Below are 26,753 nucleotides of genomic sequence, written 5' to 3'. Positions count from 1 at the left end.
CCTAGCCAAGCTCTGCCAGGGCCGGTACGACGTCACCGGTCTGGACCACGCCGAGCCGCTGGGTCGCCCGCGTGAGGGCCACGTAAAGGTCGTTGAGCCCCCGCGGTGAGGCCGCGACGACCTCGTCCGGCGCGACCAGCAGAACGGCGTCGAACTCGAGGCCCTTGGCGCGCTCGACCGTGAGCACGCTCACGCGTTCGTCAGGCGTCAGCACCGCTTCCACAGCCGCGAGCCGGGCCGCCGGTGTGAGCACGGCCACGGTGCCACCGTCCACTGCGGACAGCTCCTGCGCGACGAAACCCGGCAGATCGGCGTCGAGGTCGCTGGTCGCCTTCGACCAGGGCGCCACGCCCGTCTCGCGCACCGACGCCGGGGCCGCGAGGTTCACGTCGAGCTCGGCCAGCACGCGCGCGGCCACGGCCATGATCTCGGCCGGGGTGCGGTAGTTCACGGTGAGCTGCTCCAGGCGCCAGCGGTCGGCGACGTAGGGCGAGAGGACCTCGTCCCACGTGCGGGCTCCCCCGGCCGCGCCGGTCTGCGCGACGTCGCCCACGAGCGTCATCGAGCGGTTCGGCGAGCGGCGCATGAGCAGCCGCCAGTCCATGGCGGACAGTTCCTGGGCCTCGTCCACGATCACGTGGCCGAACGTCCACGTGCGGTCCTGCGCGGCGCGCTGGGCGGCGGTCAGCTCGCTGCGCTCCTGCTGGCGTTCGGCGAACAGCTCGGCGTCGAGGACGTCGGACACCCGCAGGATCTCCTCGTCCTGGATCTCCTCGTCCTGCTCCAGGATGTGGAGCACGCCCTCGGCGTACGCGCGCTGCACGCGGTCTCGGCGGCGGCGCTCGGCGCGTTCCTCGCTGTCGTCCTCGCCGAGCAGCTCGGCCAGCTCGTCGAGCAGCGGCACATCGGCAGGCGTCCACTTGGCGTCGCGGCCGCTCTCGAGGTGCGCGCGATCGGCCTCGGACAGCAGCTTGCCGGCGGCGCGATCGAGGTGTTCGCGCTCGGCGAACAGGTCGTCGAGCAGGCCTTCCGGGGTCAGTTTCGGCCACAGCTCGTTGACGGCGGCGGCGATGGCGGGGCTGGCGGCGAGCTCGGCGCGGATGTCCTGCACGTCCTGCGCGTCGAGCAGGTCCTCCCCCAGCTTGCGGGCGGCCTGGCGGGTGAGCGCGTCGAGCACGTCGGACACGAACAGGCGCCGCGCGAGGTTGTGGGGCCGGCGCGAGCGGCGGGCGCGGGTGCGGGCCTCGACGCAGGTCTTGCGGTCGAGCTTGAGGATCTCCCGCTCGTGCTCGATCTCCACCACGGGCTCGGGCACGCGCTGGCGGTCGCGCACGGCGTTGGCGAGCACGTCGGCCATCACCAGGCGCCCCTTGACCTCCGCGGCCTCCGGCGCCTCGACACCCTCCGCGTCGAGGCCCGGGTAGAGCTGCCCGATCGTGGCGAGGAGCACGCCGGTCTCGCCCAGCGACGGGAGGACCTGGCCGATGTAGCGCAGGAACGTGCTGTTGGGTCCGACCACGAGCACGCCGCGCGTGGTGAGCTGCTGGCGGTGCGTGTAGAGCAGGTACGCGGCCCGGTGCAGCGCGACGGCGGTCTTGCCCGTGCCCGGCGCGCCCTGCACCACCATCACCCCGCCGAGCGGCGCGCGGATGATCCGGTCCTGCTCGGCCTGGATCGTCGCGACGATGTCGCTCATCTCGCCCGTGCGCCGCCGTTCCAGCGCGGCCAGCAGCGCCGCCTCGCCCGCCAGCCCGAGGTCCTGCCCCTGGTCGGCGGCGGACAGGTCGAGGATCTCGTCGTCGAACCCCGTCACCTTGCGGCTCAGCGACCGCAGGTGCCGCCGCCGGCGCACCCCGTCCGGCGAGGCCGCCGTGGCGAGGTAGAACGGCCGCGCGACCGGCGCCCGCCAGTCCACCAGCAGCGGCTTGTAGTCGTCGTCCTCCTCGAACAACCCGAGGCGGCCGATGTAGGTCGTCTCTTCGGCGCTCTCCGGCACGAAGTCGAGGCGGCCGAAGCACAGCCCCTGCTCCACCGACCCGAGCTGCGCGAGGCGGTCGGAGTACAGCGTGGTGGCGACGTCCCGCTCGGTGCGCGCCTGCGGGGTACCGCCGGTCTGCCGCAACGTGGTGTCGAGGCGCCGCTGCGCCTCCACCCGCTCGGCGTCGAGCTTCGCGTAGAGCGTCGTGACATACGCCTGCTCACGCGACAGCTCGGCGGCGTGCTCGGGCGTACCGTCCTCGAGGGCGCGGTCTGCTTCCCGGTCCGGGGACACGGACAAGTGAGATCCTGCTTTCGCATCGGGAGAAGGCGGCGGACAGCCGGAAAACCACAACGGCCAACCAGACTACGCCATTCCCGAGCGCGGCTCAGCCGCCGCGGAGCCGGTGGAAGAGCCGAGTGACCTGGTCCACACGCCAAAACGCCGCCGGGCCGGGAGCCTCGGCGGCGCTGTGGTGAAGCGGCTGTGGTTTGAAGCTGCGGTGAAGAAACCGGCTAGAACGGCAAGCCGAGCGTCGGCAGTCCGATCGCCGAGTCCACCGCCAGTGCGACGAACACGATCATCAGGTACGTGTTCGAGCGGTGGAACAGCGACATGGGCTTCGTCTCCTCGCCGCGGCGGACGGCGGCCTGGAGGCGGTGGGCGTAGAAGAGGAACCAGGCGCCCGCGAGGACGGCGAAGGTGGCGTACAGCCAGCTCGTCACGGGGAGCAGCAGGAGGGTCCAGGCGACCATCACCCACGAGTAGATGACGATCTGCTTGGCGACGTGCTGCGGGGTCGCCACGACCGGGAGCATCGGGACGCCCGCGCGTTCGTAGTCTTCGCGGTACTTCATGCCCAGGGCCCACGTGTGCGGGGGCGTCCAGAAGAAGATGACGCCGAACATGACGAACGCGGGCCACTGCACGGTGCCGGACACGGCGGCCCAGCCGATGACCACCGGCATGCAGCCGGCGGCGCCGCCCCAGACGACGTTCTGCGACGTGCGCCGCTTGAGGCCCAGGGTGTACACGAAGATGTAGAAGAGGATCGTCGCGATCGCGAGGATCGCCGACAGCAGGTTCACGGTGAAATACAGCACCGCGAACGAAGCGACGCCGAGCACGAGGCCGAAGATCAGCGCGTTGCGCCGCGGCACCGAGTCCTTCACCAGCGGGCGCTTCTTGGTGCGGTTCATCACCTTGTCGATGTCCGCGTCGATCACGCAGTTGAGCGCGTTGGCGCTGCCGGCGGCCATCGTGCCGCCCACGAGCGTGGCGAGCACGAGCCACGGCGACGGGATCTCGCGCCCCGCGAGGAACATCGCCGGGATCGTGGTGACGAGGAGGAGCTCGATCACCCTCGGCTTCGCGAGCGCGGCGTAAGCGCCGACCACCTGGCGGACAGTTCGCCGGGCACCACGCGGTCGTTCACCGGTCGGGTGTTCGGCGCTGGTGTTCTCACTGCGTCCGTGCGCAGCGTTCACCAACGACATTTCACTCCCAAGGTCAGTTCGGGGCCGGGTGGCGATCCGGAAGACCGCGATGGAACTGGTGAAGCTCCCGGACCAGGCCCGCGCTCGATGTTAGACGTGGCGAATCCGCCTGCGTGATCGAGGGTCCTCGACACGCCACGCCTGTCTTCTGCGTCACGCCACCGGGTTCACCCGCGACGACCACGGCGGCGCACGGTGTGTCCGGAAGGACCGGTCGTGGTGTCCGGCGGGTCCGGTCGGTCCCCTCGATCGTCCCTTTTGCACGGTCCGTGACCAGCGGCGGACGGCAAGCGACCCGCATGGGCGGGATCACCTGCCCGGTGGGGACGGGCACGGCTGTCGCGGCTGCCCGGAGCACACCCCACGCACTAGGCTGTCGCGGACGGGCCGCGTGGCACCCCGGCGCAGTGCTCCCAGCAGGAATATCGTCCCTTCGGGATCGATTGAGATTACTGGCAGTGCGCACCGGCTACACCATGACGGAAAGCAAGCGACAACCTCAGGACGGGGAGTTCGAGTTCAGTGTCCGAAACCGCCTCTACCAGCGAGAACAACCCTTTGCTCCGGCGTGACGTGCCCGCCGACTGGACCGGGACCGATTCCCGCGCCGTCGACACCGTCCGGGTCCTCGCCGCGGACGCCGTCGAGAAGGTCGGCAGCGGTCACCCGGGCACCGCGATGAGCCTCGCCCCGCTCGCCTACACGCTGTTCCAGCGGACCATGCGCCACGACCCGGCCGACCCGCACTGGCGCGGCCGCGACCGCTTCGTCCTCTCGGCCGGGCACTCCAGCCTCACCCTCTACATCCAGCTGTACCTCGCCGGCTACGGCCTCGAGCTCGAGGACCTCAAGCAGCTGCGCACGTGGGGCTCGCTGACCCCAGGCCACCCGGAGTACGGCCACACCAAGGGCGTCGAGACCACCACCGGCCCGCTGGGCCAGGGCCTGGCCAACGCGGTGGGCATGGCGATGGCCGCCCGTCGCGAGCGCGGCCTGCTCGACCCCGACGCCGCGCCCGGCGAGAGCATCTACGACCACCACATCTTCGCGATCGCCTCCGACGGCGACATCGAAGAGGGCGTGACGTCGGAGGCCTCGTCGATCGCGGGCCGCCAGGAGCTGGGCAACCTCATCGTCTTCTGGGACGACAACAAGATCTCCATCGAGGACGACACGAACATCGCGCTGTCCGAGGACACGGTCAAGCGCTACGAGGCCTACGGCTGGCACACGCAGGTCGTCGAGGGCGGCGAGAACGTCACCGCGATCGAGGAGGCCATCAAGGCCGCCAAGGCGGAGACCGGGCGCCCGTCGTTCATCGCGGTGCGGACGATCATCGGCTACCCGGCGCCCACGAAGATGAACACCGGCAAGGCCCACGGCGCCGCGCTCGGCGCCGACGAGATCAAGGCCGTCAAGGAGATCCTCGACTTCGACGTCGAGCGCACCTTCCAGGTCGACGACGAGGTCATCTCCCACACCCGCAAGGCCCTGGAGCGCGGCAAGCAGGAGCACGCCGCCTGGCAGGAGCGTTACGACGCGTGGGCCGAGGCGAACCCGGAGCGCAAGGCGCTGGCCGACCGGCTCGCCACCCGCACGCTGCCCGAGGGCTTCGCCGACAACCTGCCGCACTGGGACCCGGACCCCAAGGGCATCGCGACCCGCAAGGCCTCCGGTGAGGTCCTCAACGCGCTGCGCGACCCGCTGCCCGAGCTGTGGGGCGGCTCCGCCGACCTGGCGGAGAGCAACAACACCACGATGAAGGGCGCCGACTCGTTCGGCCCGGCGAAGGCCACCACGGCGGCCTGGAACGCCAACCCGTACGGCCGGACGCTGCACTTCGGCATCCGCGAGCACGCGATGGGCTCGATCCTCAACGGCATCGCCCTGCACGGCGGCACTCGCCCGTACGGCGCGACGTTCCTCATCTTCTCCGACTACATGCGCCCGCCGGTCCGGCTCGCGGCGCTGATGGGCCTGCCCACGCTCTACGTGTGGACGCACGACTCCATCGGCCTCGGCGAGGACGGCCCGACGCACCAGCCGATCGAGCAGCTCTCCGCGCTGCGCGCGATCCCGGGCCTCAACGTCGTCCGCCCGGCGGACGCCAACGAGACCGCCTACGCGTGGAAGGCCGTGCTGGAGGACGTGCACCACCCGTCGGGTGTCGCGCTGACCCGCCAGAACGTGCCGGTGCTCGAAGGCACGAGCGCGGAAGGCGTGAAGCGCGGCGGCTACGTGCTCGAGGACGCCTCGAACGGCGCCCCCGAGGTCGTGCTGATGGCCACCGGTTCCGAGGTCCAGCTGGCCGTCGCGGCCCGCAAGACCCTCGAGGCCGACGGCGTGCCGACCCGCGTCGTGTCGATGCCGTGCGTCGAGTGGTTCGACGCGCAGGAGCAGTCCTACCGCGACGCCGTGCTGCCGCCGGCCGTCAAGGCGCGGGTGTCCGTCGAGGCGGGGGTCGCGCAGTCGTGGCACCGCTTCACCGGTGACGCGGGGGTGAACGTTTCGATCGAGCACTTCGGTGCTTCGGCCGACGCCGCCACACTGTTCCGTGAGTTCGGGTTCACCCCGGAGCACGTCGTCGAGGCCGCCCGTCGCTCGATCGCCAACACCAAGAACTGAATTTCTGAAGGGACGGAAAAGAGTCATGAGCAGCACTGACCGGCTCGCGCAGCTTTCGGAGGCGGGCGTCTCCATCTGGCTGGACGACCTCTCCCGCGAGCGCCTCAGCACGGGCAACCTCGCCGAGCTCATCCGCGACAAGCACGTCGTGGGTGTCACGACCAACCCGACGATCTTCGCCAACGCCCTGTCCCACGGCGCGGCGTACGACGCGCAGGTCAAGGAGCTGGCCGACCGCGGCGCGGACCTCGACGGCACCGTCCGCGAGCTGACGACCACGGACGTGCGCAACGCCGCCGACCTGTTCCGCGACGTCTACAACGCCACCGACGGCGTCGACGGCCGCGTCTCCATCGAGGTCGACCCGCGCCTGGCGCGCGACACCGACAAGACGATCGCCGAGGCCAAGGACCTGTGGAAGGCCGTGGACCGGCCGAACCTGATGGTCAAGATCCCGGCCACCGACGAGGGTCTGCCCGCCATCACCGCGGCGCTGGCCGAGGGCATCAGCATCAACGTGACGCTGATCTTCTCCGTCGAGCGCTACGCCCAGGTCATCGACGCGTTCTTCGCCGGCCTGGAGCAGGCGAAGGCCAACGGCCACGACCTCAAGGGCATCCACTCGGTCGCGTCGTTCTTCGTGTCCCGTGTGGACACCGAGGTCGACAAGCGCCTGAACAAGATCGGCACCGACGAGGCCAAGGCTCTGCTCGGCGAGGCCGCGATCGCCAACACCCGGCTCGCCTACGCCAAGTTCGAGGAGCTCTTCGCGAGCGACCGCTGGAAGGCGCTGGCCGCCGCCGGCGCCAACGCGCAGCGTCCGCTGTGGGCCTCGACCGGCGTCAAGGACCCGGCGTACTCCGACACCCGCTACGTCGACCAGCTCTTGGTCCACGGCGTCGTGAACACGATGCCGGAGAAGACCATGGACGCGGTGGCCGACCACGCCGAGCTCACCGGTGACACGGTGACCGGCCGCGGTGCCGAGGCGCAGGGCGTGTTCGACAAGCTGAGCGCGGCCGGCATCGACGTGCCGGACGTGTTCGTGGTCCTCGAGACCGAGGGCGTCGAGAAGTTCGAGAAGTCCTGGCAGGAGCTGCTCGAGACGGTGACCGGCCAGCTGAACAAGGCGAAGGGCTGAAGCCAGACCATGACAGGGGACGAAACCGGCGTCGAGCTCGTCGACGCCGAACTGGCAGGCAAGGCGGCGCCGCTGGTCGAGCGCCTCGTCGCCGACCAGGCCGCGTCGAAGCTCGCCGCGCAGGACGCGACGCTGTGGGGACCGGACGCCGAGTCCGAGGCGTCGATCCGGCTCTCGTGGACGTCGCTGCACAAGTCGTCGCGGCCGCTGATCGGTGAGATCGAGGCGCTGCGCACAGAGCTGCAGTCCGAGGGCGTGGACCGCGTGGTGCTCGCCGGCATGGGCGGTTCGTCGCTCGCGCCGGAGGTCATCGCGGGTGTCGCGCTGACGGTGCTCGACACGACCGACCCGGGCCAGGTGGCCGACGCGCTCGCGGGCGACCTCGAGCGCACGGTGATCGTGGTGTCGTCGAAGTCCGGCGGCACCGTGGAGACCGACAGCCACCGGCGCATCTTCGCGAAGGCCTTCACCGAAGCGGGGATCGACGCGGCGCGGCGGATCGTGGTCGTGACCGACCCGGGCTCGCCGTTCTCGGAACTGTCCGAAAAGGAGGGTTACCGCAAGACCTTCCTGGCCGACCCGCACGTCGGCGGCCGCTACTCGGCGCTGACCGCGTTCGGCCTCGTGCCGGCCGGTCTCGCGGGCGCGGACATCGCGCGCCTGCTGGACCAGGCCGCCGCGGTGGCCGAGACGCTGGGCTCCGACTCGGCCGACAACCCGGCGATCAAGCTTGCGGCCGCCTGGGCCGCCGCCCACGAGGGCGGCGCCGAGAAGGTCGTGCTGGCCGACACCGGTTCGGGCATCAAGGGTTTCCCGGACTGGGCCGAGCAGCTGATCGCGGAGTCGACCGGCAAGCTGGGCACCGGCCTGCTGCCCGTGGCCGTCGAGGGCCCCCAGGCCCCCGGCTTCGCCGACGCGAAGGCCGACGCGACCCCGGTCGCCGTCGGTGCTGCCGAAGGTGCCGCGAAGATCTCGGTGACGGGCCCGCTCGGCGCGCAGTTCCTGCTGTGGGAGTTCGCGACCGCGCTCGCCGGCCGGCTGATCGGGATCAACCCGTTCGACCAGCCCGACGTCGAGGCCGCGAAGAAGGCCGCGCGCGCGTTGCTCGACGAGCCGGAGAAGCTGTCCGGCAAGGAGACTCCGGCCACTGTGGACGGTGCCGTCGAGGTCTTCGGTTCGGAAGGCGTTGTCACGGAAGGAAAGCTGGTGGACGTGCTGCGCGCGTTCTTCGGCTCGGTCGCCGACGGCGGCTACTTCGCGGTGCAGGCCTACCTCGACCGGCTCGACGACGCGTCGACCTCGCTGCTGCGCGGCGAGATCGCCAAGCGCACCGGCGTGCAGACGACGTTCGGCTGGGGACCGCGGTTCCTGCACTCCACCGGGCAGTACCACAAGGGCGGCCACCAGAACGGCAGCTTCCTCCAGATCACCGGCGCGGTCGCCGAGGACCTGGCTGTGCCGGACCGCCCCTACACCCTGGGACAGCTGCAGCACGCGCAGGCTCTCGGCGACGGTCAGGTCCTCGCCGAGCACGGCCGCCCCGTGCTGCGGCTGCACCTGACCGACCGGGCCGCCGGGCTGGCCGAGCTCGTGCGGGCCGTACAGGAGGCCGGCGAGTGACGACCTGGCAGAACCCGCTGCGGGACCCGCGCGACAAGCGCCTCCCGCGCATCGCGGGCCCGTCGAGCCTGGTGATCTTCGGAGTCACCGGCGACCTGGCCCGCAAGAAGCTCATGCCCGCCATCTACGACCTGGCCCACCGCGGCCTGCTGCCCGCAGGCTTCTCGCTGGTCGGGTTCGCGCGCCGCGACTGGGAGCACCAGGACTTCGGCGAGCTGGTGCACGACTCGGTGCGCGAGCACGCGCGGACGCCGTTCAAGGAGTCGGTCTGGAACCGGCTCGCCGAGGGCATCCGCTTCGTGCAGGGCACGTTCGACGACGACGACGCCTTCGACCGCCTCGCCCAGACGGTCAAGGACCTCGACGCCGAACGCGGCACCGGCGGCAACACGGCGTTCTACCTCTCGATCCCGCCGGGCGCGTTCCCGGTGGTGACCAAGCAGCTGGCGCGCTCGGGCCTCGCCGACACCGACGCCACGACCTGGCGCCGCGTGGTGATCGAGAAGCCGTTCGGCCACGACCTCAAGAGCGCCAAGGAGCTCAACGGGATCGTGAACGACGTCTTCCCCGAGGAGTCGGTGTTCCGCATCGACCACTACCTCGGCAAGGAGACGGTGCAGAACCTGCTGGCGCTGCGCTTCGCCAACCAGATGTTCGAGCCGATCTGGAACGCCAACTACATCGACCACGTGCAGATCACCATGGCCGAGGACATCGGCCTCGGCGGCCGCGCGGGGTACTACGACGGGATCGGCGCCGCGCGCGACGTCATCCAGAACCACCTGCTTCAGCTGCTCGCGCTGACCGCGATGGACGAGCCGCTGTCGTTCGAGCCGAAGGCGCTGCGCGCGGAGAAGGCGAAGGTGCTGGCGGCGACCATGCCGATCCGGCCGTTCGACGAGACCACCGCGCGCGGGCAGTACGCCGGCGGCTGGCAGGGCGGCATGAAGGTGCCGGGCCTGCTGCAGGAAGCGGGCTTCGCGAAGGACTCCAAGACCGAGACCTACGCCGCGGTGACGCTGGAGGTGCAGAACCGCCGCTGGGCGGGGGTGCCGTTCTACCTGCGCACCGGCAAGCGGCTGGGCCGGCGCGTCACGGAGATCGCCGTGGTGTTCAAGCGCGCGCCGCACCTGCCGTTCGACTCCACCTCCACCGAGGAGCTGGGCCAGAACGCGCTGGTCATCCGCGTGCAGCCCGACGAGGGCATCACGCTGCGGTTCGGCTCGAAGGTGCCGGGGACCACGATGGAGGTCCGCGACGTCACCATGGACTTCGGCTACGGCCACGCCTTCACCGAGTCCTCCCCCGAGGCGTACGAGCGGCTGATCCTCGACGTGCTGCTGGGCGAGCCGTCGCTGTTCCCAGTGAACGAGGAGGTCGAGCTCTCCTGGGAGATCCTCGACCCGATCCTGGAGCACTGGGCCAAGGAAGGCGCGCCCGAGCAGTACGCGCCGGGTACTTGGGGCCCGCAGAGCGCTGACGAAATGCTCGAGCGTACGGGCCGGAACTGGAGGCGTCCGTGATCATCGACCTGCCATCCACCACGACTTCGCAGCTGAACAAGAAGCTGGTGGAGATCCGCGACCAGGGCGGTCAGGTCGCGCTGGGCCGGGTGCTGACCCTGGTCATCGTGGCGGACGACGACGCCAAGCTCGAGGAGGCCATCGAGGCCGCGAACCACGCCAGCCGGGAGCACCCGTCGCGCGTGATCGTGGTCGCGAAGGGCGTCCGCACGGCGGCTCCGCGCATCGACGGCCAGATCCGCGTGGGCGGCGACGCCGGCGCGAGCGAGGTCATCGTGCTGCGCCTCTACGGGCCGCTGGCCGCGCAGGGCCAGAGCGCGGTCGTGCCGCTGCTGCTGCCCGACGCGCCGATCGTCACCTGGTGGCCGGGCGCGGGCCCGAAGGCCCCGGCGGAGGACCCGCTGGGCCAGATCGCGCAGCGGCGCATCACCGACTCGGCCGCGGAGAAGAGCCCCATAAGGGCTCTGACCACGCGGGCCAAGGCCTACGTGGAGGGCGACACCGACCTGGCGTGGACGCGGCTGACGCACTGGCGTGCGCAGCTCGTGTCGGCGCTGGACCTGCCGCCGTACGAGAAGATCACGAGCGCGACCGTGACCGGTGAGGCCGACTCGCCGTCCACGGAGCTGCTGGCGGGCTGGCTCGCCGAGTACCTCAAGGTGCCGGTGAAGCGGATCAAGAGCTCCAGCGCGCAGGGCATCATCTCCGTCGAGCTCGAACGGCGTTCGGGCGCGGTGGAGCTGACCCGGCCCGACGGCCGCGTCGGCACGCTGACGCAGCCGGGCCAGCCCACGCGGCGCATCGCGCTGCAGCGGCGGAGCAACCCGGAGTGCCTCGTGGAGGAGCTGCGCCGGCTCGACCCGGACGAGGTCTTCGAGGCGGCGCTGCACGGGCTGCCCAAGATCGCCTCGCCGACAACGGCGGCGAAGGCGACTTCGGCTGCTTCTGCGGCGGCGAAGCCGAAGGCCGCGGCGGCCAAGGCCCCGGCGAAGAAGGCCGGCAAGGCCAAGGCGGAAAAGAGCGCTTCGTGAGCCGCACGGAGGTCGTCGTCTACGAGAACGCCGACCTCCTGGCGGCGGCCGCGGCGGCGCGGCTGGTCACCCGGATCGTCGACGTGCAGGCGGCCAAGGGCTCGGCCTCGGTCGTGCTCACCGGCGGCGGCACGGGCATCGCGGTGCTGGAGGAGCTCAACCGCTCCAGCGCGCGCGACGCGATCGACTGGTCGCGCCTGGACGTCTACTGGGGCGACGAGCGGTTCGTGCCGGCCGATTCCGACGAGCGCAACGAGAAGGGCGCGCGCGAGGCCCTGCTGGACCACGTGCCGCTCGACCCGAAGCGCGTGCACGTGATGGCGCCGTCGGACGGCGAGTTCGGTGCCGACGTGGACGCCGCGGCCGCGGCGTACGCGGAGGTGCTGGCCTCGCAGGCGGGCCCGGACGAGGGCGGCGTGCCCGCGTTCGACATCTGCCTGCTCGGCCTCGGCGGGGAGGGGCACACCGCTTCGGTGTTCCCGGACTCCCCCGCCGTGCACGAGACGCGGCTTTCGGCGGTGGCGGTGCGCGACTGCCCCAAGCCGCCGCCGACGCGCATCTCGCTCACGCTCACGGCCATCCGCCGCGCGCGTGAGGTGTGGCTGATGACCGCGGGCGAGGCGAAGGCCGAGGCCGTGTCGCTGGCTCTCGCGGGTGCGCCGGAGGTGCAGGTGCCCGTTTCGGGTGCCCGCGGCTACCGGCGGACGCTGTGGCTCCTGGACCGCACTGCGGCCGGGAAGCTGACGAAGGTGTACGAGCCGCCGACCGCGTGACGCTCGCTGGTTCTCGAAGGCCGCTCCGGGTTCGCCCGGGGCGGCCTTTTTCTGTCGCCGGGCAGCTGTTTCGCGACTGTTTCGCGGCCCTGACCGTGGGTTTCAGGGCCCGCTCGACCGGATGACGCGTGCCACCCGTAAGCGTGAAGATCATTCATCTGCCGAACGGAGCAGTGACCACTACTCCATCAAGCGGCTCACCAGTATGTGGGATCACCCGTAAGGTGAACGTAGGGTGTTGTGATCGACACGAGGTGACGTCAGACTTCTTTTCGTCACCCGAATGCCGTAGTGATGGAGATCAGACGACCAAATTTGTGGGTGCGGGTGAAACTTACCGTCGTCACACGTCTCTTCGTTAGCATCCGCACATTTGTTGCCCGCCGCGCGTCCCGATCGGGTGCCCGGCGCATCTCATCATCAAGTCCACAAGACGAATGGGGTCGCCGCATGAGCACTGAGGGACTCTCGATTCCAGGAATCTCGATGGGCAGCCCCGGCGCGGGGGCGGCCGATCGGGTCCGGCGGTTCAGCCTGCGCGGTGTGTTCGCTTCGCTGCGCCGGCCGATCGCGACGACGGTCGGGGTCGAGGCCGTCGCCGTGCTGCTGGCTGTACTCGACGTGTGGCTGGTGATCCCGCCGAAGGCCCCGCCGTACTCGATCTACCTGTCGGCGGCCGCGTGTCTCGCGGTGGTGCTGCGGCGGAAGCTGCCGTTCCTGGCCGTGATCCTCGCGGTGCCCGGTTTCCTCGCCGGGTGGGCGCAGCTGGCGTCGATGATCACGCTCGGCACGCTCGCGACGAAGCGCCAGATCCACTGGCAGACCTGGGTGGGCGCGGGACTGGTCTTCACCTGCCGGTTCGTGCAGTGGCCGCTGGACGACTTCGCCCAGCTCAGCTGGCGCGAGCACGTGCTCGACGGCATCTACGGCGTGCTCGTGGCGGGTATGCCGATCGCGATCGGCCTGCTGATCGGCGCCCGCGCGGAGATCTCCGCCAAGCTCGCCGAGCTGGCCAAGAGCCGCGACCGCGAACGCCGCTTCCACGCCGACGCCGTGCGCGCCGAGGAGCGCGCCCGCCTGGCCCGCGAGATGCACGACGTCGTCTCCCACCAGATCACCCTCATCGCCATGCAGGCCGGCGCGCTGCAGGCCCAGGCCACCGACGGCCCGGCGCTGCAGACCGCGCAGGTCATCCGCCAGCTCTCCACGCGGACGCTCGAGGAACTGCGTTCGCTGGTGAGCGTGCTGCGCTCCGGCGCCGAGGACGACGGCCCGCGCCCCGGCATCGGCGAGCTCGACCACCTGATCCGTACCGCCGACGTCCCGGTGCACCTCACCGTGGAGCGCCTGCCGGACACCGTGCCGAGCCAGGTGTCGGCCGCCGCGTACCGCACCGTGCAGGAGTGCCTCACCAACGTCCACAAGCACGCCCCCGGCGCCACCGCCACCATCCGCATCCAGGGCGGCAGCGGCGCCCTGAACATCGAGGTCCGCAACGAACGCGCCGAGCGCGCCGGCGAACACCTCCCCTCGGGCGGCCACGGCCTCACCGGCCTCGCCGAACGCGCCCGCCTGCTGGGCGGCAGCTTCGAAACCTCGGACACCGAAGACGGCGGCTTCCGCGTGCGGGCCCGGTACCCGCTGGACCGCTGACCCACCGACCTTCCCCGGTCCCCCGTAGGCCGAAGGGGTGGCCCCGCGCGCGAGCCGCGATCCGGCTGCGGTCGGGTGCCACCCCTTCGCCGCGTCCTGGGTGCTTTGTCGCTCGCGACTTTCGTGGCTTGGGCGGCACGATCGCTGTGGCCTACCGCCTCACCCGGTCGCGGCGGCGGGCTATGACGCCGCGGTCCTCACCCAGCGCGAGCCGGCGAGCAACGGAACCGCCCTCGCCCATACCGCACCCACACGACCCCTACATCCGGCAACAACGCCTTCAGCGGGAACCCGCTCCACCCTGCGACGTACGGCCGGCGACGGCCTCACCCAGCCGCGGCTCGGGCGCTCCGCGGGATTTTGCCCCCAGGCCTCACATCTAGAGAAACCCCTCGCCCTCCCAAGGGGCTGCCCATGTCCGTTCTATCGAGCACTCCGACGAGAACCGACCAAAGGTCACTGAGGGGCCGATTTGTGCACAACTCGGGCATAGTGTGGATTACTGGCGCTTATGACCCAGAGGCTTTGCCTGAGAAGGGGATCCGCCTGCTCCACCGCAGCCGGGCGCACCAGACGTCTTCGCCGCAAACCCAGCCGCACCGGACGCGGACGCACCACAGCCAGGCGCACCGCACTCTGCCGCGCCCACGCGAGCCCGCACCGCACACAACCCGCGCCGCAGAAAGCCGCGGCCGAGGCAAGCCGCGGTCAAGGCCGGCGAACTGCACCACCCGTCGCCGGCGTGCCGGAAAAGCCCCGGAAACGCGAAAACCACCGGCCAGAGCCGAACCGAATCGGCCTGGTCGGTGGTCTCCGACGGGAAAAAGCTAGATCAGTTCGCGGCGCTGGCGCAGACGCTCGAGGGCCTCGGCGAGGATCGCTTCGCCGTCGGCGTCGCTGCGGCGCTCCTTGACGTACGCGAGGTGCGTTTTGTAGGGCTCGGTGCGGGGCGCGGCGGGCGGGTTCTGCTCGTCCTGTCCGCCGGGCAGACCGCAGCGCGGGCAGTCCCACTCGTCGGGGATTTCGGCCTCCATCGCGAACGACGGGCGGGCCTCGTGGCCGTTTGCGCACCAGTAGGAGATCCGGCGCCGCGGCGCCGACTCACCCCGCTCCGATTCGCCCGAAGGACCGGCACCCACCCGGGTGCCTCGAATCGCGTTACCGCCAACCATGAATCCTCACACCTAGGAATCGGCGGCGCGCCCCCCAATAGGCACGCCGATGCACACGGAGCCCCTGACTCGCCGGCCCCGAGCGGGGAGTCCGGTCAGACCTTGAGCAGCAGGCCGAGGCCCACGATGCTGATCAGCCAGATGGCACCCAGCAGCAGGGTGATCCGGTCGAGGTTCTTCTCGGCCACGCTCGAGCCCGAGAGGCTGGACTGCATACCGCCGCCGAACAGCGACGACAGACCGCCACCCCGGCCGCGGTGGAGCAGCACCGCCACGACCAGCAGCACGCTGGAGACGATCAACAGAATTTGCAGGAACAGCTTCATGTCATCCTCTGTGCTCATCGGAGAATGCAGGGGTACGGCTCGAATATCACCGTACCCCTGGACTCGTCCACTGCTGTGTGACGGACCGGATACACAGGTTACCCGGTAGTGGCCTCGATCAGGGCAGGGGGCCACCCGCCGCGAGTGCGCAGAGTTTGGTGAACTCGTCACCGTCGAGACTCGCGCCACCCACGAGAGCACCGTCGATGTTCTCGCAGGCCACCAGCTCGCCCACTATGCCCGACTTCACCGAACCGCCGTAAAGCACCCGAACGGCCGAAGCGACCTCGTCGCCGTACTTCTCCGCCAGCACCGTGCGGATGGTCTTGCAGACCTCCTCGGCGTCGGCGGGTGTCGCCACCTTGCCGGTGCCGATGGCCCACACCGGCTCGTACGCCACGACGACGTCCTTGACCTGCTCGGCCTTGAGCCCCTTGAGGCCCTCGATGAGCTGGTTCGTGGCGTGCGCGTGGTGCTCGCCGGCCTCGCGGACCTCGAGCTTCTCGCCGACGCACAGGATCGGCGTGATCCCGTGCTTGACGGCCGCGCGCACCTTCTTGTTGACCAGCTCGTCGGTCTCGGCGTGGTATTCGCGCCGCTCCGAGTGGCCGATGGCGACGAAGGTGCAGCCCAGCTTCGCGAGCATCGGGCCCGACACCTCACCGGTGTAGGCACCGGAGTCGTGCGGGGACACGTCCTGCGCGCCGTAAGTGAGCGACAGCTTGTCGCCGTCGGTGAGGGTCTGCACGCTGCGGATGTCCGTGAACGGCGGCAGCACCGCCACGTCCACCTTCGCGTAGTACTTCTCCGGCAGCGCGAAGGCGATCTTCTGAACCAAGGCGATGGCCTCGAGGTGGTTCAGGTTCATCTTCCAGTTGCCGACGATCAACGGCTTCCGTGCCACTAGTGCTTCTCCTCCAACGCCGAGACGCCGGGCAGTTCCTTGCCCTCCAGGTACTCCAGGGAGGCGCCGCCGCCCGTGGAGATGTGGGAGAAACCGTCCTCGGGCAGGCCCAGCTGCCGCACCGCGGCGGCGGAGTCGCCGCCGCCGACCACGGTGAACGCGTCGCTCTTCACGAGCGCCTCGGCCACGGCACGGGTGCCGCCCGAGAACGCCTCGAACTCGAACACGCCCATCGGGCCGTTCCAGAACACGGTGGCCGCGTCGGCCAGCTTGCTCGCGAACAGCTCGCGCGAGGCCGGGCCGATGTCGAGGCCCTGGCGGTCGGCCGGGATCGCCGTGGCCGCGACGACCTCGTTCTCGGCGTCGGCCGCGAACTCGGTGGCCGCCAGCACGTCGACCGGCAGCACGAGCTCGACGCCGCGCTTCTGCGCTTCGGCGAGGAAGCCCGACACCTGGTCGAGCTGGTCGGCCTGCAGCAGCGACTGGCCCACCTCGTGGCCCTGGGCCTTGAGGAAGGTGTAGGCCATGCCGCCGCCGATGAGCAGGCGGTCGACCTTCGTCAGCAGGTTGGCGATCACGCCGAGCTTGTCCGACACCTTCGCGCCGCCGAGCACCACCACGTAGGGGCGCTTGACGTCGTCGGTGAGCTTCTTCAGCACGTCGAGCTCGGCCAGCACGAGGCCACCGGCGTAGGCCGGCAGCACCGCGGCGATCTCGTAGACCGAGGCCTGCTTGCGGTGCACCACGCCGAACCCGTCGGACACGAACGCCCCGCCGGGGACGAGCGCGGCCAGCTCGGCGGCCAGCTCGGAGCGGTCCACGGCGTCCTTGCTGGTCTCGCGCGCGTCGAAGCGCACGTTCTCCAGCAGCGCAACGCCGCCGTCGGCGAGCCCGCCGACGAGCGCCTTGGCCGAGTCGCCCACGAGGTCACCGGCGAGCGAGACCTCGGTGCCGAGCAGCTCACCGAGCCGCTTCGCGACGGGCGCGAGCGTGTACTTCGAGTCGGGCTCGCCCTTGGGGCGGCCCAGGTGCGCCGTGACGACGACCTTGGCGCCCGCGCCGGCGAGCTTCTCGATCGTCGGCAGGGCCGCGCGGACGCGGCCGTCGTCGGTGATCCGGTCCCCGTCGAGCGGGACGTTCAGGTCGCTGCGCACGAGTACGTAGCGGCCGTGAACGCCTTCGCTCAGAAGGTTTTCGAGGTTCTTGACCGTCATCGGGTTCAGGAGAGCTTCGAACCGACGAGCTTGACCAGGTCGGCGAGGCGGTTGGAGTAGCCCCACTCGTTGTCGTACCAGCCGACGACCTTGACCTGGTTGCCGATGACCTTGGTCAGCGGCGCGTCGTAGATGCAGGACGCCGGGTCGGTGACGATGTCGGCCGACACGATCGGGTCCTCGTTGTAGCGCAGGTAACCCGACAGCGGGCCCTCGGCGGCGGCCTTGTACGCGGCGTTGACCTCTTCCAGCGTCGCCGACTTGGTCAGCGTGACGGTGAGGTCGGTGGCCGAGCCGGTCGGCACCGGGACGCGCAGCGCGTAACCGTCGAGCTTGCCCTGCAGCTCCGGCAGCACCAGGCCGATGGCCTTCGCGGCACCGGTCGAGGTCGGCACGATGTTCAGCGCGGCGGCGCGGGCGCGGCGCAGGTCCTTGTGCGGCGCGTCCTGCAGGTTCTGGTCCTGCGTGTACGCGTGGATGGTGGTCATCAGGCCCTGCTCGATGCCGAACGCGTCCTGCAGGACCTTGGCCAGCGGACCGAGGCAGTTGGTGGTGCAGGAGGCGTTGGAGATGATGACCTGCGAGCCGTCGTACTTGTCGTCGTTGACGCCCAGCACGATGGTCAGGTCCTCACCCTTGGCGGGCGCGGAGATGATGACCTTCTTGGCGCCGCCGGCGATGTGGGCCTTCGCGGCGTCGGCGTTGGTGAAGAAGCCCGTCGACTCGACGACGACGTCCACGCCCAGGTCGCCCCACGGCAGGTTCGCCGGGTCGCGCTCCGCCAGGGCCTTGATGGTCTTGCCGTCGACGACGATGCCGTCGTCGCTCAGGCTGACCTCGCCCGGGAAGCGGCCCAGGATGGAGTCGTACTTGAGCAGGTGGGCCATCGTCGCGACGTCGCCGAGGTCGTTGAACGCGACGACCTCGATGTCGTGACCGCTCGCCTTCACGGCGCGGAAGAAGTTGCGGCCGATCCGGCCGAAGCCGTTGACACCTACGCGAACGGTCACTGCTGCCACTCCTCTTGTTTTTCGAACCGGGGCCCACGCCCCGGAAGACTTCCGGGCTCGGCGCAACCCTAGCGTGCGGGCGCGGTCGACCCTGACTGCCCCGACGAGACTTCCACCACTGCGCCGAACCGTCAAGAATCGATTAAGAAGCCAGCTCACGAGCTTGCGACAGGTAATCCAGCGGTGTCACAGGAGGGGTGCGGACCAGTCGCTTGATCGGTCTTGGTGCCGTGGTTCACGCGGCGGCCTGAGGGGTTTGTGGAGTCCGGAAGGTCGGGATCGGGGTGGGGCGGGCCGGGCGCGTGGTGAGCGAGACACGCGGGGGCCGCCCCCTGGCGGTGGGTGTCAGGTGAGTGGGCGGGTCACCTAGGCACGGGTCGGCGTTGCGTCGGTCCGGAGGGCGGCGGGTCGCGCTGGAATCCGGGGACTGCGGCCAGCCGACTCCGCCAGTGCCGACCGCCGGGCCCACCGCTCGCGGGCGCTTCGCGAGACGACCCGCCGCGCCAGCGGCAACGCCTGCGCACGACGGGCCGCACCGGAAACCGGGCGCCGCGGCCAGCCGGCTCAACCGCCGCCGACGCCTGGGCCCCTGACTGTCCGGCACTTCACGAGGCGACCGGCCACGCCGGCGCCAATTGCCCGAACACAGCCGGCCGCGCCGAAAACCCGGCGCCGACGCCCAGGAACCTGGCTGTCCGGTACTTCACGAGGCGACCCGCCTCGCCAGCGGAAAACGGCCGAACGCGGCGGGTCGCGCTGGAGTCCGGAGGCCTGCGGCCCGCCGACTCAGCAAGTGCCGATCGTCGGGCCCGCCGCTCGCTGACACTTCACGAGGCGACCAGCCGCGCTGGTGGCCACGCCCGCGCACAGCGGGCCGCGCCGGAAACCCGGCGTCGCGGCCAGTCGGCTCAGCAAGTGCCGACCGCCAGGCCCGCCGTCGCGGGTACGTCGCGAGACGACCCGCCGCGCCAGCGGCCACGGCCGCACACAACGGGCGCGCCGGAAACCCGGCGTCGCGGCCGGCCACGCCGGTGGCGATGCCCGAGCGGCCGGGGCTGATCGGCGGCGCGGTCAGGTGGACAGGTCGCGTTCGGCCGGGGTGCGGAACTTCGGGATCACGCGGGTCTCCCCCAGCCACGTCGTCAGGCGGGCGGCTTCGGCTTCCAGGGCGGCCGCGCGGTCGGCGCCGACGTCTTCCAGGAGGCGAAGCGCGACCTCGCCGGTGGGGCGTTGGGCCCAGGCGCCGACGACGCGGCCGTCGCACCAGGCGGTGGGGCCGATGTTGCCGCTGCGGTCGAAGAGGGCGGGGCGGTGGGGGCCGAGGTACCAGTCGCGGGTGGACCAGCCCATGGGTGTCGGGTCGAGGGCGGGCAGGAGGGCGACCCAGGGGGCCGGTTCGGGGACGGGGTCGAGGTCGTCGGCCAGTACGACGCCGGGTTCGCCGTCGAGGTCGACCTCGGCGGGGGCGACGGCGGCGAGGGCCTGTTTGGTCTGGGCGGCCGTCCAGCCGGTCCACCAGCGCAGGTCGGCGACGGGTGCCGGGCCGAAGGCGTGCAGCCAGCGCCGCGCGAGTTCGGCGCGGGCGTCGGCGGGCGGGATCGGGGGCAGGCCGCCGGGAAGCCAGCCGTCGAGCGGGGCCCAGTGGTACTGCGTGCTGAGCCAGCTGCCGCGCGGGCGCCCGCGCACGATGCGGCCGTCGACGGCGAGCTGGAAGAGCACGCGGCTGGTGACGTTGCCGATCGCCGCGTACGGCTTGCCCTTGGCCATGTGAAGCTGCTGGCGCAGGCGCGGTTCGTCGTCGACCAGGTCCTGCGCCGTCGCGGATCCCCTGGCGCGCAAGGCTTTCTCGACGCTCGCGGCGACGTCGGCGAGCCAGCCCGGCGGATCCTCGACGTTGGTGGGGTGCCCGACCGTGCCGAGGTGCTGTTCGAGCAGTTTCCCTTGTTTCACCGCGATATCGCTCGCACAACCGGCCTGGACGAGCGCCGCCGTGGCCACGTCGGCGACGAACATCGTGCGGCGCATGCCCAACAGCCGCACCAACGTCCGGTCCTCGTACAGCGCGCGCTCGACATCGGCCACGCCGACGTCCGGCACCCGCGCCCACGCCGCGAAGAACACCGACGCCGGGTCGGTCGCGTGCAGGGCGACGACCCCGGCGGCGGCCTCCTCGACGGTGGCCGCGGGCGCGGCGAGGTGGTGGCGCACGCCGAGCCGGGCGCGGCGCTGCGCGAGGGAGATCTTCACGGGTTCGTTGTACCAGCGGGGTCCGACAAAAACGTCTCGTCCTGGCCCGGCAGCGCGTTCTACGCTCGGGAGATGGTCACGCCTGCGCACTTCGCGGCCTTCGCCGCCCTGACGTTCCTCATGGTCGTGGTCCCCGGGCCCAGCGTGCTGTTCACCATCAGCCGCGCGCTCACCGTGGGCCGCCGCGACGCGCTGCTCACGGTGCTCGGCAACGCCACCGGCGTCTACACGCAGGTGGTGGCCATCGCGTTCGGGCTCGGCGCGGTCGTCACGACGTCCGCCACCGTGTTCACCGCGATCAAGCTCGCGGGCGCGCTCTACCTCGTCTACCTGGGCGTGCAGGCGATCCGCAAGCGCCGCAAGCTCGCCGACGCCATGGCCGCCGCCGTGCGCACCACCCCGGGCCGCACCCTGACCGTGCTGCGCGACGGCTTCATCGTCGGCTTCGCGAACCCCAAGTCCATCGTCTTCCTGGCCGCGCTGCTCCCCCAGTTCGTCGACCCGGCCGCCGGCTCCGTGCCCGCGCAGATGCTGCTGCTCGGCCTCTGCCTGCCGGTGATCGCGCTCGCGTCGGACACCGCGTGGGCCCTGGTCGCCGGCACGGCCCGCACGTGGTTCGCCCGCTCGCCCCGCCGCCTCGAGCTCGTCGGCGGCACCGGCGGCCTGGTGATGATCGGCCTCGGCGCGACGCTCGCGTTCACCGGCCGCAGGGACTAACCCAGCGCGGCCACCAGGTCGCCGTGCCACGAGGTGGGCAGGCCGTCCGGCGAGACCACCACCTGGTCGGCACCCGCGGCCAGGTATTCGCGCAGGCGGGTCACCACCGTGTCGAAAGAGCCGTGGACGGTGACGCCGTCGACGAGGCGGTCGGAGAGGTCGGTGACGTCCGCGTCGGTGAAGCCCATGCGGCGGAAGTTGGCGGCGTAGCCCGGGACGCCGGCCAGGAAGCGCAGTGAGCCGCCGCGCAGGGTGTCGCGGGCGCGGGCCGGGTCGGGATCCGCGGTGACGGTGACCAGCACCGCGAGGCGGGTGCCGGCGCCGAGGAGTACGCGTGCCGAGGCGACGTAGTCCGGCGTGACGAGGAACGGGTACGCGGCCGAGGCGCGGTCGCGGGCCAGTTCGAGCATGCGGGGGCCCAGGGCGGACAGCACGCGCTGCGAGGCGGGGACCGCGGGGTCCAGCTCGTCGAGGTACGCCGAGAGCGTCGCGAGGGGGCGGGGGCCGTGGGCGCCGCCGAGGCCGGGGAGCCAGCGGCCGGGGTGTGTGGCCGCCAGTGAGCGGTACGTCGCGGCCACGTCGGCGGCCGGGACGCGGTCCACGGAGAGGATCCCGTTGACGACGGTGATCCGCCGCGTCGCGCGGACGAGGTCGGGGACGAGCGCCAGGTTGTCGCCTTGGCCGCCCGGCACCCACAACGTGGCGTAGCCGAGTTCCTCCAGCCGCACGGCCGCGTCGACCGCGGCGGCCGAGTCCGTGGTGTCGAACGCGGGTGTCGCGGCGCCCAGTGGGCCCAGTTCGCTCATGCCGGGGGCAACTCCTGCGCCCCCGGCGGTGTTCCACGTCACGCGGGCTGTTCGTCCACAGCGGAATCCTCGGCCGGCTCCGCGGCGGCCTCGACCTTCGCGAACATCCGCGTCGCCGAGAGCCGGGCGACGCCGTCCGGCTCGCCGAGGTCCTCCAGGGAGTTGCGGATGGTCGAGTCCACCGACAGGTACTTGCGCCCGGCGCGCAGATCGGCGTCGTTGCGCAGGCGGACGATCAGCGGGAACTCCGCGAGCGCGCCGGCGTCGAACAGGCCCGTCGTGTAGATCAGCTGCACGCCCAGCGCCTCCGCGACGGCACGCTGCAGCTCCAGGAGGTAACCCGCCGACGCGCGGCCGATCGGGTTGTCCAGGAACAGCACGCCGGAGTGGCGGTTGCGGGCCTTGCCGCGGTTGTTCGCGCGCAGCGCCGCGAGCGTGCAGTACAGGATGATCGCGGCGGTCAGCTGCTGGCCGCCGGAGAACACGTCGCGGATCTCGGACACGCGCTGGCGTTCGGTGCGCAGCACGGAGTCGGGCTTGAGCATGTCGACGCGGAACCCCTTGGGCGCGGCCACCTGCACGCCGCGCAGCACCAGGGAAAGGCCGTCGCGCTTCACGTCGCGGCCGTCGGCCGTCTTGCCCACCGCGGCCTCGTCCACGACCTCGCCGAGCTTCTCGGCCAGCACGTTGTCCTCGAGCTCGGTGAAGCGGATGCGCAGGAACTCCTGGCCCGACCAGTCGCCGAGGCCGTCGGGCAGCCGTGACACGCGCTGGGCCGAGCGCAGGGTGCGCAGCGCGCCGTCGACCATGCCCTGCAGGCGCGTGATGATGCCGCCGCGGTGCCGGTCGATCTGGGCGAGGTCGTCGGTCAGCGTGCGCAGCCGCGGCCGCAGCGCCTCGGCCCACTCCGCCGCGTGGCCGGGCAGCTGGTCGCGTTTCACGGCGATCACCTGCTGGCGCACGGGCGTGCTCAGCTTCTCGAACCGCTTCTCCGTGGCGTACTGCGCCAGCTGGTCGGCCGCCGCGCGCACCCGGCGGTCGCCCGCGTCGGCGGCTTCCTGCGCGGTCGTCAGCACGGTGTTGAGCTGAGAATGCTTGCTGCGGGCCGATTCCACGTCACCGTCGTAGGCCTCGGCCGGGTCCTCCGGCAGCAGGTGCGCGAGCGATTCGCCGAGCAGCCCGAAGCCGGAGGCCGACGCCTTCGCCGCGTCCAGCGTCGCCTCCGCCGCCGCGCGCCGCTCCTGCAGTTCTTCCCACGTGCGGGCCGCCGCCGAGACCTCCAGCGAAGCGGCGTCGATCAGCTCCAGGCCGTGCTCGATGTCGCGCGGCCGCTCGGCGGGCGAGGCCGCGCCCGTCTGCAGCGGCAGCACGTCCAGCTCCGCCCGCCGCGTGGACACCTGCCCGATCGCCTCGGTGCGGTCCTCCTCCACGGCGTCGACGACGCGGCGCGCGCGGGCCAACGCGGCCGCGCGAGCCGAAGCGTCGGAGCCGTCCGGCGTCTCCAGCAGCTCCGCCGCCCGCGTGCGCACGGCTTCGTCCAGCGCCTCGAGCGCCGAGCCCGCCGCGGCTTCCGCCGACTCGGCCTGTTCCAGCTCCGCGCGCAGGTCGCTGCCGACTTCCACCTTCGCGTAGGCCTCCGAGGCCGACGCGAAGGTCCGCCGCAACGCGTCCACGGGTTCGGCCGGCGCCTCGGCGTCCTCGGTCACCTCCGCCGCGCCCGGGACCTCGGCCAGCTCGGAGCGTGCGGTGGTCGCCGTGCGGCGGTGCCCGTCGGCGGTCCGCTGCTCCTCCCCCGCCTGCTCGCGCAGCCGCGCCGCGCGAGCCGCCGCGTCGGCCGCCGTGGTCCCCGCGCGCTCGGCGATCTCCGTGGCCCGCTCCACTTCTTCGGTCCACTCGGCGACCCGCGTGGCCCGGGTCGTGAGCTCGCCCAGCTTGCGCGCCTTCTCCTCGGCCTCCGTCACGGCCACGCGCAGCGCCGGCACGCGCTCGCGCAGCGCCGCCGCCTTTTCGCTCAGCCGCGCGAACTCCGCCTCCGCCTGCCCCAGCGCCGTCTGCGCGGTTTCCCTTGCCACACGGGCACTTTCGGCCTGCTCCGCGAGCGTGGCGATCGCGCCGGCCGGGTAGTCCTCGCGCCAGGTCGTGAGCTTCCACGTGAGCGCGCCGTCGGTGGCGAGCGCACCGGCCAGCTGTTCCAGCCGCCGCTGGCGTTCGGCGTGCCGCAGCGCCACGGCCTCGCGTTCGGTGTCGGCCGCTTCCTCGTCGTACATCGCCGGGTTCGGCGGCACGAGAAACTCCACGCCCGCCGCGGCCTCGCCGTCGTCGAGCTGGAACGCCTCGGTGGTGCCCACCGCGATCACCGCGCTGGGCAGCAACCGCCCGGCCGCCAGCACCTCACGCGCCCGCGGCACCTGCGCGGCGTCGTTCAGCAGCACGCCCGCGACGAGTTGCGGCACGCGCTCCAGCACGTCGGCGCGGCGGCCGGCGTCCAGTTTGGACAGGTAGCGCCAGCCGGACCACGCCGTGATCCCGGCTTCCTCCAAGGCGTCCAGGGCCGCCTGAACGTCGTGCGGCGGCGGGAGCAGGCCGCCGGAGCCGAGCGCCGCCAGCGCGCGCTCGTCGGCCGACTCCTCCATCCGCAGCGCCGTCTGCTCCTTCTCGACGGCCGCACTCGCCTCTCGAAGGCGTTGCAGCAGCACGGGAAGGTCGCTTTCGAGGCGCACGTCGTCGGCCCCGAGCAGCTCGACGAGCCGGGGTTCCACCGCGAGCGCGTCCGTCCGCCGGTGCGCCCGGTCGAGGTCTTCCGCAGCGCGCACCAGACGGTCCTGAGTGGACCCGGCGAGCTGGTTCGCCTCGTTCACGGCCCGTTGCGCCGCCTGCAGATCCTCGGCCGCGCGGTCGAGCTCCTGCTCACGGCGGCCCAGCTCCGCGGCCGACTCGTCGGCGTGAGCTCGGGCCGCGCGCGAAGCCTCCGCGACGTCCGCGCCGGCCGTCAACAGTCCACTTCGGACGGACGTCGAGATTTCCTCACGCAGCTCCGCGATCCGCGACGACAGCCCCCGCGCCTCGGCCCGGCGAGACGCCGCCAGGTTCGCGGCCTCGTCCCGATCGGCCTGCGCCTTCTCCGCCTCCGCGCGCAACGCGTCCGCGTGAGCCTCGGCCTTGTCCGCCTGCCGTTGCGCGTCGCGGGCCAGCGCCGTCAGACCACGCGCCAGCGCCGACGCGGCGGAGTTGCGTGCCGCCAGCGCGGGCTTCGCCTTCTCCTCGCGGTTGCCGACGAGCTCACGCAGGTCCTTCGCCTTGCGGGAGGCGTTCAGCTGGTTCAGGACGGTCGCGGTCTCGCGCCACGCCTCGGCCGCCGTCTTCGCGTCGGCCAGCTCGGCGTCCACGCGCTGGCGCGCTTCCTGCGCCTCCTCCAGCCGCAGCACGGCGACGAGCCGGCGCAGCTCCGTCACCCCCGCGGCGAGCCGGCGGTGGTCACCCTCGGCCAGCTTCTCGGCCGACTTCACCTCGTCGACGTGTTCTTCGAGCCCCGAAAGCCGCGCGTTCTCCAGCTCGTTGCGCGCGTGGATGCGGCCGGCAAGCTCACGCAGGTCCGCGCGGGCCGACTCGGCGATCCGGCGCGACGCGGCGGCCACGCCCTCCTCGTCGGCGAGCGGGCCGAGCAGTTCGAGCGCGCCCTCCACGAAGTCCTTCTCCGCCAGCAGGTCGCCGCGCTGCGCGAGGTTGTGCGCATACGTCGACACGACCTCGGCGAGGTCCTTCGGCTCGTCCTCCGACAGCACGGCGCGCAGCAGGAACTCCACGAACGCCTCGTCGGTGGAGAACTGAAACGCGTCGGCCGCCTCGCCCTCGCCCGCGTTCATCGCGCGCTGGTAGCGGAACAGCTCCGTGTCGAGGCCGAGCGAGTCGAGCCGGCCGGTCCACTCGTGGTGGCGGCGCGTCCACGACAGCTCCAGCTCCGGCTCGGCCATCGCGGCCGCGGCGATCCGGTCGTGGAAGCCGGACATCGTGAGCAGCCGGCCGTCCTCGGTCAGCGGCAGCGAGTCGAGGCCCAGCTCCTGCGTGGGACGGAAGCAGTACCAGGAGTCCACGAGGTTCTCCGAGTCCGCCGACGTCACGTGCCCGCGCCACTCCGAGACCTTGCCGGTGATCACGCGGTGCCCGGTCTCCACGTGCAGCCACTCCAGGGCCACGTGCGAGACGTCCTTGGCCGCCACGAACTTCTCCAGCACCTTCGTGCTCGTGGTCCCGACCACCTGGCGGCGGCCGGGCAGCATCACGGAGAAGATCAGCTTGATCAGCACCGACTTGCCGCCGCCGTTCTCCAGGAACAGCACGCTCGCGGGCGAAGGCCGGCGCACCGGTCCCCCGGCGTGGATGCCGGCGCTGAACAACGCGTCCTGCTTCGGCGCGGTGATGGTGGCGCCGACGCCGCTGAAGTCCAGCACCACGTCCTGGTAGCGGGCGCCCGCGGGGCCCACCGAGTGCAGGCGGACCCGCGAAAGCTCGTACATCGA

At 71.7% G+C, this 26,753-nt stretch carries 18 protein-coding genes; 8 read left to right on the top strand and 10 right to left on the bottom strand.

What is annotated here, in order from left to right; genetic code table 11:
- Position 1: 1 nt before the first annotated feature.
- Together AB0878_RS28485 and AB0878_RS28480 are read right to left on the bottom strand one after the other, a co-directional pair.
- Positions 2-2,278, bottom strand: coding sequence for an ATP-binding domain-containing protein (locus AB0878_RS28485; protein WP_366583288.1), 2,277 nt, complete (start codon positions 2,276-2,278; stop codon positions 2-4).
- A 215-nt stretch (positions 2,279-2,493) separates the two neighbouring features.
- Complete coding sequence (locus AB0878_RS28480; protein ID WP_360596563.1) at positions 2,494-3,474, bottom strand: heme o synthase; 981 nt, start codon at positions 3,472-3,474, stop codon at positions 2,494-2,496.
- Between the two features lie 522 nt (positions 3,475-3,996).
- Here AB0878_RS28480 and tkt point away from each other — a divergent pair.
- From tkt to AB0878_RS28445, 7 genes are all read left to right on the top strand, one after another.
- Positions 3,997-6,099 carry a transketolase gene (gene tkt, locus AB0878_RS28475; protein WP_366583287.1) on the top strand — a complete coding sequence of 701 codons (2,103 nt, stop codon included), beginning with the start codon at positions 3,997-3,999 and terminating at the stop codon, positions 6,097-6,099.
- 25 nt (positions 6,100-6,124) lie between these two features.
- A complete protein-coding gene (gene tal / locus AB0878_RS28470) occupies positions 6,125-7,240 on the top strand; it encodes a transaldolase (protein ID WP_366583286.1) in 1,116 nt (371 codons plus the stop codon).
- A gap of 9 nt (positions 7,241-7,249) precedes the next feature.
- On the top strand, positions 7,250-8,860 hold the full coding sequence (locus tag AB0878_RS28465) for a glucose-6-phosphate isomerase (RefSeq protein WP_366583285.1): 1,611 nt from the start codon (positions 7,250-7,252) through the stop codon (positions 8,858-8,860).
- A complete protein-coding gene (gene zwf, locus AB0878_RS28460) occupies positions 8,857-10,383 on the top strand; it encodes a glucose-6-phosphate dehydrogenase (RefSeq protein ID WP_364047691.1) in 1,527 nt (508 codons plus the stop codon). Before AB0878_RS28465 ends, zwf begins: the two co-directional genes overlap by 4 nt.
- Complete coding sequence (opcA, locus tag AB0878_RS28455) at positions 10,380-11,414, top strand: glucose-6-phosphate dehydrogenase assembly protein OpcA (RefSeq protein ID WP_366583284.1); 1,035 nt, start codon at positions 10,380-10,382, stop codon at positions 11,412-11,414. The genes zwf and opcA overlap by 4 nt, the downstream gene beginning before the upstream one ends.
- The gene (pgl, locus tag AB0878_RS28450; protein WP_366583283.1) at positions 11,411-12,187 is read left to right on the top strand and encodes a 6-phosphogluconolactonase; all 777 of its coding nucleotides are present in this window, start codon (positions 11,411-11,413) and stop codon (positions 12,185-12,187) included. Before opcA ends, pgl begins: the two co-directional genes overlap by 4 nt.
- A 486-nt stretch (positions 12,188-12,673) precedes the next feature.
- Positions 12,674-13,840, top strand: coding sequence for a histidine kinase (locus AB0878_RS28445; RefSeq protein ID WP_366583340.1), 1,167 nt, complete (start codon positions 12,674-12,676; stop codon positions 13,838-13,840).
- Between the two features lie 827 nt (positions 13,841-14,667).
- On the opposite strand, the gene AB0878_RS28440 is transcribed toward AB0878_RS28445, so the two are convergent.
- The 6 genes from AB0878_RS28440 to AB0878_RS28415 form a co-directional block, all read right to left on the bottom strand.
- Complete coding sequence (locus AB0878_RS28440; protein ID WP_220238699.1) at positions 14,668-15,012, bottom strand: RNA polymerase-binding protein RbpA; 345 nt, start codon at positions 15,010-15,012, stop codon at positions 14,668-14,670.
- Positions 15,013-15,107: 95 nt separating this feature from the next.
- On the bottom strand, positions 15,108-15,338 hold the full coding sequence (gene secG / locus AB0878_RS28435; protein ID WP_220238698.1) for a preprotein translocase subunit SecG: 231 nt from the start codon (positions 15,336-15,338) through the stop codon (positions 15,108-15,110).
- Between the two features lie 118 nt (positions 15,339-15,456).
- On the bottom strand, positions 15,457-16,242 hold the full coding sequence (tpiA, locus tag AB0878_RS28430; RefSeq protein ID WP_366583282.1) for a triose-phosphate isomerase: 786 nt from the start codon (positions 16,240-16,242) through the stop codon (positions 15,457-15,459).
- Positions 16,242-17,456: a phosphoglycerate kinase gene (locus tag AB0878_RS28425; RefSeq protein ID WP_366583281.1), complete on the bottom strand. Its 1,215-nt coding sequence runs from the start codon at positions 17,454-17,456 to the stop codon at positions 16,242-16,244. Before AB0878_RS28425 ends, tpiA begins: the two co-directional genes overlap by 1 nt.
- Positions 17,457-17,461: 5 nt before the next feature.
- Positions 17,462-18,466 carry a type I glyceraldehyde-3-phosphate dehydrogenase gene (gene gap / locus AB0878_RS28420; RefSeq protein ID WP_326833958.1) on the bottom strand — a complete coding sequence of 335 codons (1,005 nt, stop codon included), beginning with the start codon at positions 18,464-18,466 and terminating at the stop codon, positions 17,462-17,464.
- Between the two features lie 1,071 nt (positions 18,467-19,537).
- Positions 19,538-20,713: a winged helix DNA-binding domain-containing protein gene (locus AB0878_RS28415; RefSeq protein WP_366583280.1), complete on the bottom strand. Its 1,176-nt coding sequence runs from the start codon at positions 20,711-20,713 to the stop codon at positions 19,538-19,540.
- Positions 20,714-20,785: 72 nt separating this feature from the next.
- Here AB0878_RS28415 and AB0878_RS28410 point away from each other — a divergent pair, with 72 nt between their 5' ends.
- Positions 20,786-21,430, top strand: coding sequence for a LysE family translocator (locus AB0878_RS28410; RefSeq protein WP_366583279.1), 645 nt, complete (start codon positions 20,786-20,788; stop codon positions 21,428-21,430).
- On the opposite strand, the gene AB0878_RS28405 is transcribed toward AB0878_RS28410, so the two are convergent.
- Together AB0878_RS28405 and AB0878_RS28400 are read right to left on the bottom strand one after the other, a co-directional pair.
- Positions 21,427-22,236: a TIGR03620 family F420-dependent LLM class oxidoreductase gene (locus AB0878_RS28405; RefSeq protein WP_366583278.1), complete on the bottom strand. Its 810-nt coding sequence runs from the start codon at positions 22,234-22,236 to the stop codon at positions 21,427-21,429. The two genes, AB0878_RS28410 and AB0878_RS28405, sit on opposite strands and share 4 nt — an antisense overlap.
- A 38-nt stretch (positions 22,237-22,274) precedes the next feature.
- Positions 22,275-26,750, bottom strand: a complete 4,476-nt coding sequence (locus AB0878_RS28400; RefSeq protein ID WP_366583277.1) for a hypothetical protein — start codon at positions 26,748-26,750, stop codon at positions 22,275-22,277.
- Positions 26,751-26,753 lie beyond the last annotated feature (3 nt).

The organism is Amycolatopsis sp. NPDC047767 (genome assembly GCF_040704195.1).
Lineage (GTDB): Bacteria > Actinomycetota > Actinomycetes > Mycobacteriales > Pseudonocardiaceae > Amycolatopsis.
Note: the sequence above shows the minus strand (reverse complement) of the source record. Positions and strands in the feature narration are given on the sequence as shown.